7 protein-coding genes, 14 tRNA genes and 3 rRNA genes are annotated in these 14,083 nt (G+C 44.6%); 8 read left to right on the top strand and 16 right to left on the bottom strand.

Translation table 11 applies throughout. The features are described 5' to 3' along the window. The first annotated feature begins 46 nt into the window (after nt 1-46). From AC3CH3_RS13365 to AC3CH3_RS13340, 6 genes are all read left to right on the top strand, one after another. Nucleotides 47-2,940, top strand: a 23S ribosomal RNA gene (locus AC3CH3_RS13365). A 164-nt stretch (nt 2,941-3,104) separates the two neighbouring features. Further along, nucleotides 3,105-3,220 (top strand): 5S ribosomal RNA (gene rrf, locus AC3CH3_RS13360). A 39-nt stretch (nt 3,221-3,259) separates the two neighbouring features. After that, a tRNA-Thr gene (locus AC3CH3_RS13355) sits at nt 3,260-3,336 on the top strand. A 42-nt stretch (nt 3,337-3,378) separates the two neighbouring features. Next, nucleotides 3,379-3,494, top strand: a 5S ribosomal RNA gene (gene rrf, locus AC3CH3_RS13350). 30 nt (nt 3,495-3,524) lie between these two features. After that, nucleotides 3,525-3,601 (top strand) — tRNA-Asp (locus tag AC3CH3_RS13345). Between the two features lie 989 nt (nt 3,602-4,590). Further along, a complete protein-coding gene (locus AC3CH3_RS13340; RefSeq protein WP_017079303.1) occupies nt 4,591-4,986 on the top strand; it encodes a DUF2391 family protein in 396 nt (131 codons plus the stop codon). A 349-nt stretch (nt 4,987-5,335) separates the two neighbouring features. Here AC3CH3_RS13340 and AC3CH3_RS13335 read toward each other — a convergent pair. The 6 genes from AC3CH3_RS13335 to AC3CH3_RS13310 form a co-directional block, all read right to left on the bottom strand. Further along, a tRNA-Asn gene (locus tag AC3CH3_RS13335) sits at nt 5,336-5,411 on the bottom strand. 29 nt (nt 5,412-5,440) lie between these two features. Continuing rightward, nucleotides 5,441-5,516: transfer RNA gene (locus AC3CH3_RS13330), tRNA-Thr, on the bottom strand. A 36-nt stretch (nt 5,517-5,552) separates the two neighbouring features. Further along, nucleotides 5,553-5,628: transfer RNA gene (locus AC3CH3_RS13325), tRNA-Asn, on the bottom strand. 24 nt (nt 5,629-5,652) lie between these two features. Further along, nucleotides 5,653-5,728 (bottom strand) — tRNA-Thr (locus AC3CH3_RS13320). Between the two features lie 56 nt (nt 5,729-5,784). Beyond that, a tRNA-Phe gene (locus AC3CH3_RS13315) sits at nt 5,785-5,860 on the bottom strand. 235 nt (nt 5,861-6,095) lie between these two features. Then, nucleotides 6,096-7,721 (bottom strand): methyl-accepting chemotaxis protein, encoded by a 1,626-nt coding sequence (locus tag AC3CH3_RS13310; protein WP_146458292.1) that lies wholly within the window; start codon nt 7,719-7,721, stop codon nt 6,096-6,098. 453 nt (nt 7,722-8,174) lie between these two features. Between AC3CH3_RS13310 and AC3CH3_RS13305 the strand changes: the two genes are divergently transcribed. Then, nucleotides 8,175-9,497, top strand: a complete 1,323-nt coding sequence (locus AC3CH3_RS13305; protein WP_488537318.1) for an IS4 family transposase — start codon at nt 8,175-8,177, stop codon at nt 9,495-9,497. A 48-nt stretch (nt 9,498-9,545) separates the two neighbouring features. Here the strand turns inward: AC3CH3_RS13305 and AC3CH3_RS13300 are convergent. The 10 genes from AC3CH3_RS13300 to mutY form a co-directional block, all read right to left on the bottom strand. Continuing rightward, nucleotides 9,546-9,621, bottom strand: a tRNA-Asn gene (locus tag AC3CH3_RS13300). 56 nt (nt 9,622-9,677) lie between these two features. Further along, nucleotides 9,678-9,753: transfer RNA gene (locus tag AC3CH3_RS13295), tRNA-Phe, on the bottom strand. 7 nt (nt 9,754-9,760) lie between these two features. Next, nucleotides 9,761-9,836, bottom strand: a tRNA-Thr gene (locus AC3CH3_RS13290). 70 nt (nt 9,837-9,906) lie between these two features. Next, nucleotides 9,907-9,982: transfer RNA gene (locus AC3CH3_RS13285), tRNA-Asn, on the bottom strand. Between the two features lie 56 nt (nt 9,983-10,038). After that, nucleotides 10,039-10,114: transfer RNA gene (locus AC3CH3_RS13280), tRNA-Phe, on the bottom strand. A gap of 7 nt (nt 10,115-10,121) precedes the next feature. Continuing rightward, nucleotides 10,122-10,197, bottom strand: a tRNA-Thr gene (locus tag AC3CH3_RS13275). Nucleotides 10,198-10,271: 74 nt separating this feature from the next. Further along, a tRNA-Phe gene (locus tag AC3CH3_RS13270) sits at nt 10,272-10,347 on the bottom strand. Nucleotides 10,348-10,450: 103 nt separating this feature from the next. Beyond that, nucleotides 10,451-11,584, bottom strand: coding sequence for a membrane-bound lytic murein transglycosylase MltC (mltC, locus tag AC3CH3_RS13265; protein WP_017084369.1), 1,134 nt, complete (start codon nt 11,582-11,584; stop codon nt 10,451-10,453). A gap of 69 nt (nt 11,585-11,653) precedes the next feature. After that, complete coding sequence (locus AC3CH3_RS13260; RefSeq protein WP_004735465.1) at nt 11,654-11,926, bottom strand: oxidative damage protection protein; 273 nt, start codon at nt 11,924-11,926, stop codon at nt 11,654-11,656. A 28-nt stretch (nt 11,927-11,954) separates the two neighbouring features. Then, complete coding sequence (mutY, locus tag AC3CH3_RS13255) at nt 11,955-13,016, bottom strand: A/G-specific adenine glycosylase (protein WP_473576260.1); 1,062 nt, start codon at nt 13,014-13,016, stop codon at nt 11,955-11,957. A 165-nt stretch (nt 13,017-13,181) separates the two neighbouring features. Here mutY and trmB point away from each other — a divergent pair, with 165 nt between their 5' ends. After that, nucleotides 13,182-13,901, top strand: coding sequence for a tRNA (guanosine(46)-N7)-methyltransferase TrmB (gene trmB, locus AC3CH3_RS13250; RefSeq protein ID WP_488537317.1), 720 nt, complete (start codon nt 13,182-13,184; stop codon nt 13,899-13,901). The last annotated feature ends 182 nt before the right edge of the window (nt 13,902-14,083 follow it).

The following is a 14,083-nucleotide window of genomic DNA, read 5'->3' as shown; positions in this document are numbered from 1 at the left end:
AAAACCTTGGTTAGTTGCCATACACTAAGACCCTTTCGGGTTGTATGGTTAAGTGACTAAGCGTACACGGTGGATGCCTTGGCAGTCAGAGGCGATGAAAGGCGTAATAACTTGCGATAAGCCCAGATTAGGTAGTAATAACCTTTTGAGTCTGGGATTCCTGAATGGGGAAACCCACTTGCATAAGCAAGTATCCTGTTGTGAATATATAGCAACAGGAGGCAAACCGGGGGAACTGAAACATCTAAGTACCCCGAGGAAGAGAAATCAACCGAGATTCCGAAAGTAGCGGCGAGCGAAATTGGATTAGCCCTTAAGCTTTTAATGAGACAGACGAAGGCTCTGGAAAGTGCCGCAGTAAAGGGTGATAGCCCCGTAGTCGACATCTCATAATCAGTGAAAACGAGTAGGGCGGGACACGTGATATCCTGTCTGAATATGGGGGGACCATCCTCCAAGGCTAAATACTACTGACTGACCGATAGTGAACCAGTACCGTGAGGGAAAGGCGAAAAGAACCCCTGTGAGGGGAGTGAAATAGAACCTGAAACCGTGTACGTACAAGCAGTAGGAGCACCTTCGTGGTGTGACTGCGTACCTTTTGTATAATGGGTCAGCGACTTAATTTTAGTAGCAAGGTTAACCGTTTAGGGGAGCCGTAGGGAAACCGAGTCTTAACTGGGCGTACAGTTGCTAGGATTAGACCCGAAACCAGGTGATCTAGCCATGGGCAGGTTGAAGGTTGAGTAACATCAACTGGAGGACCGAACCGACTAATGTTGAAAAATTAGCGGATGACTTGTGGCTAGGGGTGAAAGGCCAATCAAACCTGGAGATAGCTGGTTCTCCCCGAAAGCTATTTAGGTAGCGCCTCGGACGAATACTACTGGGGGTAGAGCACTGTTAAGGCTAGGGGGTCATCCCGACTTACCAACCCTTTGCAAACTCCGAATACCAGTAAGTACTATCCGGGAGACACACGGCGGGTGCTAACGTCCGTCGTGGAGAGGGAAACAACCCAGACCGCCAGCTAAGGTCCCAAAGTATAGCTAAGTGGGAAACGATGTGGGAAGGCTCAGACAGCCAGGATGTTGGCTTAGAAGCAGCCATCATTTAAAGAAAGCGTAATAGCTCACTGGTCGAGTCGGCCTGCGCGGAAGATGTAACGGGGCTAAGCTATACACCGAAGCTGCGGCTACGTACCTTAGGGTATGTGGGGTAGGGGAGCGTTCTGTAAGCCGTTGAAGGTGGTCTGTAAGGGCTGCTGGAGGTATCAGAAGTGCGAATGCTGACATGAGTAACGATAAAGGGAGTGAAAAACTCCCTCGCCGGAAGACCAAGGGTTCCTGTCCAACGTTAATCGGGGCAGGGTAAGTCGACTCCTAAGGCGAGGCCGAAAGGCGTAGTCGATGGGAAACGGGTTAATATTCCCGTACTTCTTACAATTGCGATGGGGGGACGGAGAAGGCTAGGTGGGCCTGGCGACGGTTGTCCAGGTTCAAGTACGTAGGCGGGTGGTTTAGGTAAATCCGGACCGCTACTAACGCTGAGATACGATGTCGAGCTACTACGGTAGTGAAGTCATTGATGCCATGCTTCCAGGAAAAGCCTCTAAGCTTCAGATTGTAAGGAATCGTACCCCAAACCGACACAGGTGGTCGGGTAGAGAATACCAAGGCGCTTGAGAGAACTCGGGTGAAGGAACTAGGCAAAATGGTACCGTAACTTCGGGAGAAGGTACGCTCTTATCAGTGAAGTCCCTTGCGGATGGAGCAGACGAGAGTCGCAGATACCAGGTGGCTGCAACTGTTTATTAAAAACACAGCACTGTGCAAAATCGTAAGATGACGTATACGGTGTGACGCCTGCCCGGTGCCGGAAGGTTAATTGATGGGGTTAGACTTCGGTCGAAGCTCTTGATCGAAGCCCCGGTAAACGGCGGCCGTAACTATAACGGTCCTAAGGTAGCGAAATTCCTTGTCGGGTAAGTTCCGACCTGCACGAATGGCGTAATGATGGCCACGCTGTCTCCACCCGAGACTCAGTGAAATTGAAATCGCTGTGAAGATGCAGTGTACCCGCGGCTAGACGGAAAGACCCCGTGAACCTTTACTACAGCTTGGCACTGAACATTGAACCTACATGTGTAGGATAGGTGGGAGACTATGAAATTGCGTCGCTAGATGTGATGGAGTCGTCCTTGAAATACCACCCTTGTAGTTTTGATGTTCTAACGTTGGTCCCTGAATCGGGATTACGGACAGTGCCTGGTGGGTAGTTTGACTGGGGCGGTCTCCTCCCAAAGAGTAACGGAGGAGCACGAAGGTGGGCTAAACACGGTTGGACATCGTGTGGTTAGTGCAATGGCATAAGCCCGCTTGACTGCGAGAATGACAATTCGAGCAGGTGCGAAAGCAGGTCATAGTGATCCGGTGGTTCTGAATGGAAGGGCCATCGCTCAACGGATAAAAGGTACTCCGGGGATAACAGGCTGATACCGCCCAAGAGTTCATATCGACGGCGGTGTTTGGCACCTCGATGTCGGCTCATCACATCCTGGGGCTGAAGTCGGTCCCAAGGGTATGGCTGTTCGCCATTTAAAGTGGTACGCGAGCTGGGTTTAGAACGTCGTGAGACAGTTCGGTCCCTATCTGCCGTGGGCGTTGGAAAATTGAAAGGGGCTGCTCCTAGTACGAGAGGACCGGAGTGGACGAACCTCTGGTGTTCGGGTTGTCATGCCAATGGCATTGCCCGGTAGCTAAGTTCGGAATCGATAACCGCTGAAAGCATCTAAGCGGGAAGCGAGCCTTGAGATGAGTTTTCCCTGGCACTATAAGTGTCCTAAAGGGTTGTCGTAGACTACGACGTTGATAGGCAGGGTGTGTAAGTGCTGCGAGGCATTGAGCTAACCTGTACTAATTGCCCGTGAGGCTTAACCATACAACACCCAAGGGGTTTTGTGGACTCAAAACTATTTGTCTCCGCTTTTTAAAAGCAGAAACAAAGTACAAACGCTTGAATGAGTTTGAAAGAGACTTTTAAATCAGTTTTCCAGATTATTTTGCCTTCAGTTTTTAAAAAACTGAAAGTAAAAGCAAAATTTGCTTGGCGACCATAGCATTGTGGGCCCACCTGATTCCATGCCGAACTCAGAAGTGAAACACAATAGCGCCGATGGTAGTGTGGGGTTTCCCCATGTGAGAGTAGGACATCGCCAGGCTTTAAATTTTTAGAGTCGTTTTTAAACGGTTCTTGAATTGCTGATATAGCTCAGCCCGGTAGAGCGCACCCTTGGTAAGGGTGAGGTCCCCAGTTCGAGTCTGGGTATCAGCACCACTATTTAGTTGATTTGATTCATCAAGTTAACAACAGAATTTGTTTGACGACCATAGCATTGTGGACCCACCTGATTCCATGCCGAACTCAGAAGTGAAACACAATAGCGCCGATGGTAGTGTGGGGTTTCCCCATGTGAGAGTAGGACATCGTCAGGCTTAAATTGCATTATGCTGAATAGACACTGCGGAGTGGTAGTTCAGTTGGTTAGAATACCGGCCTGTCACGCCGGGGGTCGCGGGTTCGAGTCCCGTCCACTCCGCCACTTATTTAGAAGCCTCGCTAGAAATAGCGGGGCTTTTTTACATCTAAATTATAGTGTTTCGCCCTTCCATCTAATGACTTCCACATAAGGTTTCCCGTAAACCATAACTCCGTCACTTATCAGAAATCCCAATCCTACGACTAGAATCACATCATTTCTGATTCCAATTGTGGTTTGATACAAGAATGACTTCAAACGCACGCAGATCTTTAAGCTTACTAATTAAATACTCGAGCCATACGACGTTGTAAGTTAGTCTAATGAGACTGTTCTGACTCAGCGCCCCAATTCAATACCTGAAACTATACAAGCATTACAACCATCCTGCTTGATCATTGCTTGGAGCCCTCCTCAAGTATTAGTTAATAGATCTTTGTCTAGGAAACCTGACTTCTGTTCTATCTGTGAATCTAGAGGATAGTTCTGGTGTGTAATTAGGACTCCATCATGGGGACTTCTGCTAAGAACGCTAGAGCCCTTAATGATTCGATTTCATGCTCTTGCTATGCATTAAACTTAAACCAATCTTAATTGTATTGAGCACCCTGTTTGAAGCATCTCAAAGGGGGAAAGCGGACTAGATTCAGTTTGAAGGTGAGAGTCGCTAGGTTGAGCTCCCCAAGTGATGCTGGAAGGATATATAAGCTAAGAAATAGACTATCCCCCGATCCGTGCAGTGATGTTTATCACCCAACTGATTGAGGTTCTCTGGTTCTAGGTACTGGTATCTTAGGATGTTTGCCGGTATTTCTTCGATTCTGATGTGCTTGTTGACTCGATATGAATTAGTTGTTTCACCGCTTTTACTCTGAACATATTGATTTCTTGCTGGTTAGTTCAAGCTATGTTTAAGTTATTACGACTAATATTAAGCTAAGAATTGTCATTTCTGTTGCTTGGTAAGAATAGAAAATTCCCCAAATCATCGGCAGATAATTTTGTGATTATTTTAAAAATAGATAAAGCCTTAAAACCTAATGGGTCGAATTATGAAATTAAGCTTTAACTTTGAAGATGCGAGCCAGATCTTTGTAGGATCTTTTGCTTTGGCCGTGCCGATTTCTTTTTCTGAAGAAGCGTGGAAGTTAGGAGAGACTTTGCCCACAGCTAACTTGCTGTTGTTGTTTCTATTGTCTGCTGTATTCCTGGGCTTTTACACGTATGAGAGTGTATTTCAGAAAGATATTGTCGCTCGGTTGCCAGTGTTTATTTTCAGAATTGTTATTGCTTATGTGATGACTGCATTGGTTGTTGCTTTGGTGCTGACTTGTTTGGACAAGCTTCCTTTATTAAGCGATCCAATTGTATCTATCAAAAGGGTAATTGTTATTTCTATGCCAGCGTCTATGGGAGCGATTGTAGTGGATAGTTTCGATAAAGAGTGAGTCGTATGCCATTTCAATTTAAGTAACCAACAGAGCCTTTCTAGAGCTTATTTGAATTCATTATTTAGCTTTTAATTCCCGCCCCCATTACGACTAGAATTTCTCAGCAGAGCACTTCTATAGATAACGAAAGTAGCCCTTCGTGATGACTGGCTTCTTGCAAGAGTGACAAGTTTGTTCTTGTGATAGCTTGAGCGGAATTAAAGAGAAAAGTCTGATTGCTTTAGAAGAGCATTAAAAGTGTTGGTTTTCGAATTAAATGAGGTAGTAAAAGGTGAGTAGACTGGTATGGATGAGTTCGGATCTTTAAATGCAAAAAGGCCGCATCAATGATGCGGCCTTTTCTAATTGGCTCCCCTTGCAAGACTTGAACTTGCGACATACGGATTAACAGTCCGCCGTTCTACCAACTGAACTAAAGGGGAATTGATTGTTTAGTCTCTAATCAAGAGAATGGTGCCGACTACCGGAATCGAACTGGTGACCTACTGATTACAAGTCAGTTGCTCTACCTACTGAGCTAAGTCGGCATCATGAATCAAAAAGCTTATGCTTGATGATTAACTTGGCTCCCCTTGCAAGACTTGAACTTGCGACATACGGATTAACAGTCCGCCGTTCTACCAACTGAACTAAAGGGGAATTATTCTTAAAGCTTTAAAGAAATGGTGCCGACTACCGGAGTCGAACTGGTGACCTACTGATTACAAGTCAGTTGCTCTACCTACTGAGCTAAGTCGGCACATAATATTTCTTTGTGCTTTACTGTTGTTGTCTAGGACACCAACAAATAAATTGTGGTGCCCGGAGGCGGAATCGAACCACCGACACGAGGATTTTCAATCCTCTGCTCTACCGACTGAGCTATCCGGGCGACGAGGTGTATTAAACGTGTTTTCGCGTTCTGGGTCAACATTAAATTGCAAAAAAAGTATCGTTTGATGTTTTTCTATACTTAGTGGATTGTTTTTGTTCGTTTGGGGCTAAAAACCTAGGTCTAGCATGCTCTAAAAGATACTGAAACTACGGTTAACTGGACTGAATAGGCACCGAAACAAAAAAAGCACGTATGAAAACGTGCTTTTATATTTAAGAATTTACTCGAGAGTTTAGTGTTTTACTTCAAACCTATTAACCCAAGCTTCTAATTCGTTAGAAAGGGAGGTGAGAGTTTGAGTGCTGTTATGACTTTCTGTCACCACATTACTCAGTTGGTTGCCACTTTCTTCGATCATATTGATACGCTTCGAAATATCGTCACTCACCTGAGTCTGCTCAGCGGCGGCTGTCGCGATTTGATGACTCATCGATGAAATAGACTCTAATGCGATAACAATCTGTTGTAGAGCTTCAGAGGCATTCTGGGACTCTGTTACGGTGCTTTCACTGGTCGTCGCACACACTTCCATAGTTTTTATTGCGTTACGAGAGCCTTCTTGAAGGTTATTGATCATTAGCTGGATTTCTTTCGTGCTTGATTGTGTTCGACCTGCAAGGTTACGAACCTCATCAGCCACAACCGCAAATCCGCGGCCTTGTTCACCAGCGCGCGCAGCTTCAATTGCCGCATTTAGCGCTAGAAGGTTAGTTTGTTCTGCAATATCACCGATGACGTCTAAGACCTTAACGATGTTATGTACATCGCTATCTAGGTTAGCGACGGCTTCACTGGCAGTTCCTAGTTGGCCTGCTAGACCTTGAATGTTATCTACCGTGTTGTGAATTAACTGCTGAGTATGTTGGCTCTGTTTATCAGCTTCGTCAGTATTACGCGCAGTATCACCCGCTGAATCAGCAACATTGTTGGCTGAAGAGGCCATCTCGGTCATTGCGGTTGCGATCATCTCTGTTGATTGCTGTTGTGTCTCTGTTAGCTGAGCAATTGCCCCAGCACGATCTTCTACGCGTTGCAGTTCGCCCCTTAATGCCAGCATTGAAGCGTCAAGGTTTGATACCAACTCAGCCAGTGACTTACTCATTTGTTGTACGGCGTGGTAGATACTGCCGTCTGTTGCCTGAGTTTCGAAATAGGTTTGAATGCGGCCTTCTGCGACTGCTTGTACTGCTTCTCTTACATCCTTAGGCTCGCCACCAAGAAGCGCTAGCATGCGCTTTATGGATGCAATCAAGCTCGATAGGATAAGACCCGCAATTACCACACAAAGGAATAGCTGCCATTGAGCGGTAGACCAGAAACGCGCGTTAACTTCATTGAAGCCGATACCTGTGCCGACAACCCAACCCCAATGTGGCGTTTTCTCTGCCATTGAAAGTTTTTCTTCAATTGTTCCATCTGGAAGTTTTTGCGTCCAGGTGTACTCAATGATCTGGCCAGTACGACTGCCAAGTACTCGTTGAATGAGTTGGCCAACGCTATTCCCATCACCGTCTTTAAAATCATTAAAGCTGGTTCCGTGTAGTTGTGGATCCAGAGGTGTCGCAACAAAGGTCATGTTTTCATCCGCAACATAAACGTATTCATTATCTTTATAGATGTTGTTACGTAGTAGGCGAGTGGCAAGCTGTTTGGCCTGTTGTTCTTCTAGAGTGCCATCAATAGCCATTTTTTCGACTTCAGTAAGAATGCTGTATGCGCTCTTAAATAGCTCAGTCACACGAGCTTTGTTGTCCATGTTACTAGCGACTCTCAATGTCCATAAACCAGTAGCAGTTAGCGCTAGCAGAGCGATCAAGATGATGCCCGATAATAAGTAAGCTTGCGTTTTTAATTTCATATTTTCCTGCGTAGCGATTCAATAATTAGTATTAGATATAATTCATCGAATCTTAATCTAAGTCGTGTAGGGCAGATATCAGAAAGATATCAAAACATGATAGAGATTAAATTTACGAAGCAAAAAAAGTAACGAGTTATCATGCTGTTTATTTTTATGTGACGATACGCGGCTAAAGGTGCTTAATTTCAGAGGTGGTTTAGTTTGTATCGAGAGGGTTTGGACGAATTCAAGGATGGGTACTGTCGAGATAGGAAAGGGGATGCTTTAACTTTATGGGGGTGATCAGGGCTTGATGTTGAGCTGGCGGCAATACTGAATAGAGTTAGAGTTAGCGTTAGCTCAAACGAAAAAAAGCCAAGTCTTTCGACTTAATGCCGATCGTTTAAGAAGACTTGAACGATCTTGCAGTTAGCAGATAATCCCCATCAACAACGTTGATGGGGATTTTTTATGCTTGAACAAGAATTAGCAATGGCACACGAGACCATTGAAGATGCCGACAATTATGAATCTGTCGTCGACGCCATTCAGATTGAGTGGATAGAACAAGCTCTTCTTGAAACCAATAAAGCGAGCATAAGACGACGCCGACTTCCCGCTCAGCAAGCTGTCTGGTTAGTTATTTGGATGGGGCTGCAACGCAACATGTCTATCAAAGAAGTATGCAGTTCATTAGACATCGCACTTCAGCCTAAACCTGAAGATAGCTGGTCTCGTGTTGCACCCAGTGTCCTAACTGATTCACGTCGACGTCTAGATGAGAGTCCGTTAGCGGCTCTGTTTCACACAACGGTAAAGGCTTGGCGCGAAGATATCCTTCAACAAGACAAAGACTTAGGGCTTAATGTTCTTGCTGTCGATGGGACAACATTTAGGTGTCAAGATTCCACAGAGAACGCTGAAGAATTTGGGTTCATCTCTAAAAAATTAAAACCTTATCCTCAACTTCGTTTAGTCGCTTTGATGTCAACAGAAACTCGAATGATTATGGGGGCAGCTTTTGATGGTTGTCATGTCGGTGAAACGACCTTAGCTAAGCGTCTATTCAATGATGTCCCCGCACATTCATTGACCTTATTTGATCGTTGTTATTTCTCGGCAGACCTTTTGTTGTCGTGGCAAGAGAGTGCGGAAAATGCTCACTGGTTAATGCCTACAAAACGTAAGCTACGCTATGAAGTGTTGGAGAAATATGCTGAGAACGACATGCTCATTTCAATGCCTATCTCTCCTCAAGCTCAACGGCAGAACCCAAATTTACCCGCACGTTGGGAAGCCAGATTAGTCCTATATCAAGAGCCAAAAGGTGAGATAAAAGGTTTTATTACTTCACTTACAGACCCTAGTAGATACTCGTTAGAAAGCCTGCTGCGTATTTATTGGCAACGCTGGGAGATAGAAGAAGGTTATGGTGAAATTAAACAGACTCAACTGCAAAGTCACGTCACTTTACGAAGTCGTTTTTCTGCCGGAGTGAAGCAAGAGCTTTGGGGCGTATTACTTGCCTATAACTTAGTGCGATTAGAGATGGTTAATATAGCTTCAGAAGCCGGGGTTCGAGCTACTAGGGTCAGTTTTACCGCCGCAATTAACCTTATTGATGCGCAATTACGTTGGCTAGCTTTAAGTCCAGACGGAACCCTACCAGTCAAACTTAAAAGAATGAGAGAAAGTCTGAGTCACTTCATTCTTCCAGATAAAAGAAAGGACCGAACGTTTCCACGTTCAGTCCTCTTTGTTCCAGCCAAATATCCGTTTAGGTTCAAGCAGTAATGCTTATCCGAACGGCATTAAAGTCTTTCGACTTGGCTTTCTTGAATGTGGCTCCCCTTGCAAGACTTGAACTTGCGACATACGGATTAACAGTCCGCCGTTCTACCAACTGAACTAAAGGGGAATTACTTGTCTTAACATCAGGTCTATAAAGACCATTATTTGTTAAGTACCAAATAATGGTGCCTCGAGGCGGAATCGAACCACCGACACGCGGATTTTCAATCCGCTGCTCTACCGACTGAGCTATCGAGGCAAAAGAATGGTGCCGACTACCGGAGTCGAACTGGTGACCTACTGATTACAAGTCAGTTGCTCTACCTACTGAGCTAAGTCGGCACACTAAATTCTTTGCTTTAGAGAGTAAACTCTCTAATTAAAACCTCATATAAAATGAAGTTCTTTAAAATGGCTCCCCTTGCAAGACTTGAACTTGCGACATACGGATTAACAGTCCGCCGTTCTACCAACTGAACTAAAGGGGAATTACTTGTCTTAACATCAGGTCAATAAAGACCATTATTTGTTAAGTACCAAATAATGGTGCCTCGAGGCGGAATCGAACCACCGACACGCGGATTTTCAATCCGCTGCTCTACCGACTGAGCTATCGAGGCAAAAGAATGGTGCCGACTACCGGAGTCGAACTGGTGACCTACTGATTACAAGTCAGTTGCTCTACCTACTGAGCTAAGTCGGCACACTAAATTCTTTATGCTTTTGTTCGTGTTGCTACTCCCTGTTAAAGAGTAATGACACCAACAAATCAAATTGTGGTGCCCGGAGGCGGAATCGAACCACCGACACGAGGATTTTCAATCCTCTGCTCTACCGACTGAGCTATCCGGGCAACGGAGCGCTATTAAACGGATTTTCTGCATAACCGTCAACACCTTTTTTGAAAATAATTAAAAAAAACGTTCGTTAGTTGTTTTTTTATTCAAAAGTGAGGCTTACGTTTTACCTTGGTTAAAATCTTTCTTGAATTTTGTTACTTTTTCTAAGTATCGACGCGACTCTTTGTTTGGGTGTTTCTTTGTCAGTGCCCAGTAAGCTTGACTAGGTTGCAATGAATTTAAGTCACGCATTGCTCGCTTTCGGTCTTTGCTGAAGGTATTTAGTACCCCACCAGTGCCACCGTTGTATGCTGAGATCATGCTGTACTCAAGCGTTGTTGGGTGCTGCACGTCCTTCAAATAACGATTTTTAAGGATGTAAAAGTACGCAGTGCCAGCATCAATGTTGTTTTCTGGATTGAATAAGTACTCAGGACTTGGTTCTCCAGGTTTCTTTTTGACAAGCTTAAAGACATCTCGACCTGCGGTTTTTGGGACTACCTGCATAAGACCATAAGCGTTCGCCCAACTCACAGCGTATGGGTTAAAACTACTCTCTGTTTTGATGATCGCGTAAATCAAGTCTTCAGGGATGTCATAACGTTGGGATGCGCGACGAACGATATCGGCGTACTTATAGCTTCGTTTGCTGGCGTGATCGGCCACCATTGGGATTTCGACGTAGTAAGCTTTTTTAAAGTCGACTTCCTTGGTTTTTAAGTTATTAGCGATCAAGTAATCGGCAAACTTGTTCGCGCGCCATGTCCATTGGATTGGCTTCTTATCTTGATCAACGACTTGGTTATAAAGGAAAGGTTGACCTTCTAACTTGATGCTTTTGGAAGAGAATAGATCGACATTCGCAGGATCATCTGGCGTCAAAAGTGTCGTCATTATTGCATTTTTGAGGTGCTTTTTAGGATCCGTTGAGGAGACGGTTTCAACTGTGATCAGGCCTTGGCTAAAGTTTACTTCTGAACGACTCAGGTAATTATCTATGTATTTCACATAGTTACTCTTACCCGCCATCTTTACTTCACTGCTGCCCCAACGTTTTTGGATATTGCCAGAAAAGCTATTAATTAAAGAATCTAACGCCCCAGTGTCTTTTTCAAATTGACCGGGTAGCTCCGCTAAATTACTGACAAATCGGTTGGTTGGTTCGTAATTAACATCATAAATGCTTTCGACAAATTCACGACTGCAGCCAGTTAACAACATGGCTGTTAGGAAGTAACTTAGCTTTTTCATAGTTCCTCATACAAAAATGACATCGCAGCGTTAACCATGATGTCATTAAAATTTGCTTAAATAAATGTCTTATTCGCTTGGTGGAGTGTAGCCATCAATAACGACATCTTTACCTTCGAAAAGGAAGTTAACCATCTCAGTTTCAAGAAGTTTACGATGTTCAGGATCCATCATATTTAGCTTCTTCTCATTGATAAGCATGGTTTGCTTGCTTTGCCATTGTCCCCAAGCTTCTTTAGAGATGTTGTCAAAGATACGCTTACCTAAGTCACCTGGGTAAAGTTGAAAATCTAGGCCTTCAGCATCTTTTTGAAGGCGAGCACAAAATACAGTGCGGCTCATAGTGGTTCCTCTTATCGCGTTCGTTGATTCAAACGTCGTCGTTCAGTTCAAAGGGTAGGCTCTCAATAAGCTGCTTTACAGGAGCTGCTAGGCCAATTTCTTCCGGTTTTGATAAGTTATACCAGAGACCTTTAGTCCCTTCCATTATCAAATCTGGTTGTTTATCTAATTTTACTAATACAGGTGTGATATCTAAGTGGTAGTGGCTGAAAGTATGTCGAAACGCAATCATGGTCTTGATCGAATCGGTTTCGTTGTCTTTGATCGAACGAAGATCTAATTGATGTTCGATCTCTGCGTTTTCATTTTGAGGGAAACAGAACAGTCCTCCCCAGATACCAGACTGAGGGCGTTGTTCGAGCCATACTTGATTATCGTGGTACAGAATCACAAACCATGTTTCTTTTATTGGCTTTTCTTTCTTAGGCTTTTTGCCAGGGAAATCGAGCTGTCTATCGAGTTTCTTAGCTTCGCACATGCTTTCAATCGGGCACAACGTACATTTGGGCTTGCTACGAGTACAAACCATCGCACCCATATCCATCATGGCTTGATTGTACTTATCAACATCTTGATTGGGAGTGTGTGTTTCTGCGTGTTCCCAAAGCTGGTTCTCGACTTTCTTTTGTCCCGGCCAACCTTCTACTGCAAAGCTTCTCGCCAAGGTGCGCTTGACGTTGCCATCAAGAATCGCATGAGGGAGTTTATGCACAGAGGACAGCACTGCAGCGGCAGTAGAGCGTCCAATACCCGGTAGCGCGTTCATTTCTTCGATAGAAAGCGGAAATTCACCACCGTATTGCTCGGCAACAATCTTGGCAGCCTTGTGCAAGTTACGAGCTCGCGCGTAATAGCCAAGCCCTGTCCATAAGTGCAGCACCTCATCTTGTTCGGCGTTCGCTAGGTCAATAACCGTTGGAAAGCGTTCTAAGAAGCGCTGGTAGTATGGAATCACCGTGGCGACTTGAGTCTGCTGAAGCATGATTTCAGATAGCCAAACGGTGTAGGCGGTTTTGTTTTGTTGCCAAGGTAATTCTTTACGCCCAAAGGCGTCATACCACTTTAATATGGCGGTTGCGAAAGGAGTCACGACATGCTCTATGCTTTGCTATTATTAGGAGTGAAATTGCACCACACTTACGGTTGGATGTAAAACAGACAAATTGTGTGGGAATTTATCCACGGAAAGACTTGCACCGGAGGCAATTCTTTGGATAATCCCCGCTTTGATTAATCAATGTGCAGGCAAAAATCAATGAGTGAAGTGACCACTAACGAATATACTGAAGACGGCAAACTGGTTCGTAAGATCCGTAGTTTTGTTCGCCGCGAAGGCCGCTTAACAAAAGGCCAAGAAAACGCGATGAACGAATGTTGGCCAACAATGGGTATCGACTACAACCCAGAACTTCTTAATTGGAAAGAAGTGTTTGGCAACGACAACCCTGTTGTACTAGAAATTGGCTTCGGTATGGGTGCATCACTGGTTGAAATGGCAAAGAATACGCCTGAGAAAAACTTCTTAGGTATTGAAGTTCACAGCCCAGGTGTTGGTGCGTGTTTAGGTACAGCTCGCGATGCTGGCGTAACTAACCTGCGTGTAATGTGTCACGATGCAGTAGAAGTATTTGAACACATGATCCCAGACAGCAGCCTGCATACACTGCAACTGTTCTTCCCTGACCCATGGCACAAAGCTCGTCACCATAAGCGTCGTATCGTTAAGGCTGAATTCACCGAGATGGTTCGCGGCAAGCTTCAACTTGATACTGGTATTTTCCACATGGCTACTGACTGGGAAAACTACGCAGAACACATGATTGAAGTGATGAAGGTTGCTCCTGGCTTCGAGAATATCGCTGAAGATGGTGATTACATTCCTCGTCCGGATGAGCGTCCGCTAACTAAGTTTGAAGCGCGTGGCCACCGTTTAGGTCATGGCGTTTGGGACATTAAGTTCAAGCGTACTAAGTAATTCTGAATCAAATTAAGTGAAGGTGAATCCGACTTAGGATTAAACCCTACACTTTATGGGATTGATTAAAGCCAACATTATTGTAATGTTGGCTTTTTTGTCTTTAGGCTTTTATTGCGATAAAGGTTTAAGAACAGAAAGTAATGTCACACCCCCTACAAAAATAACAATAAAGAAGTAAG

Source organism: Vibrio sp. QJM3NY_35 (assembly GCF_057785915.1).
Note: the sequence above shows the minus strand (reverse complement) of the source record. Positions and strands in the feature narration are given on the sequence as shown.

What these genes read in the sequence shown, in the direction of transcription:
- AC3CH3_RS13260 (WP_004735465.1), bottom strand. Translation starts at nt 11,926, where the DNA reads ATGAGCCGCACTGTATTTTGTGCTCGCCTTCAAAAAGATGCTGAAGGC.
- AC3CH3_RS13310 (WP_146458292.1), bottom strand. Translation starts at nt 7,721, where the DNA reads ATGAAATTAAAAACGCAAGCTTACTTATTATCGGGCATCATCTTGATC.
- mltC (WP_017084369.1), bottom strand. Translation starts at nt 11,584, where the DNA reads ATGAAAAAGCTAAGTTACTTCCTAACAGCCATGTTGTTAACTGGCTGC.
- AC3CH3_RS13305 (WP_488537318.1), top strand. Translation starts at nt 8,175, where the DNA reads ATGCTTGAACAAGAATTAGCAATGGCACACGAGACCATTGAAGATGCC.
- AC3CH3_RS13340 (WP_017079303.1), top strand. Translation starts at nt 4,591, where the DNA reads ATGAAATTAAGCTTTAACTTTGAAGATGCGAGCCAGATCTTTGTAGGA.
- trmB (WP_488537317.1), top strand. Translation starts at nt 13,182, where the DNA reads ATGAGTGAAGTGACCACTAACGAATATACTGAAGACGGCAAACTGGTT.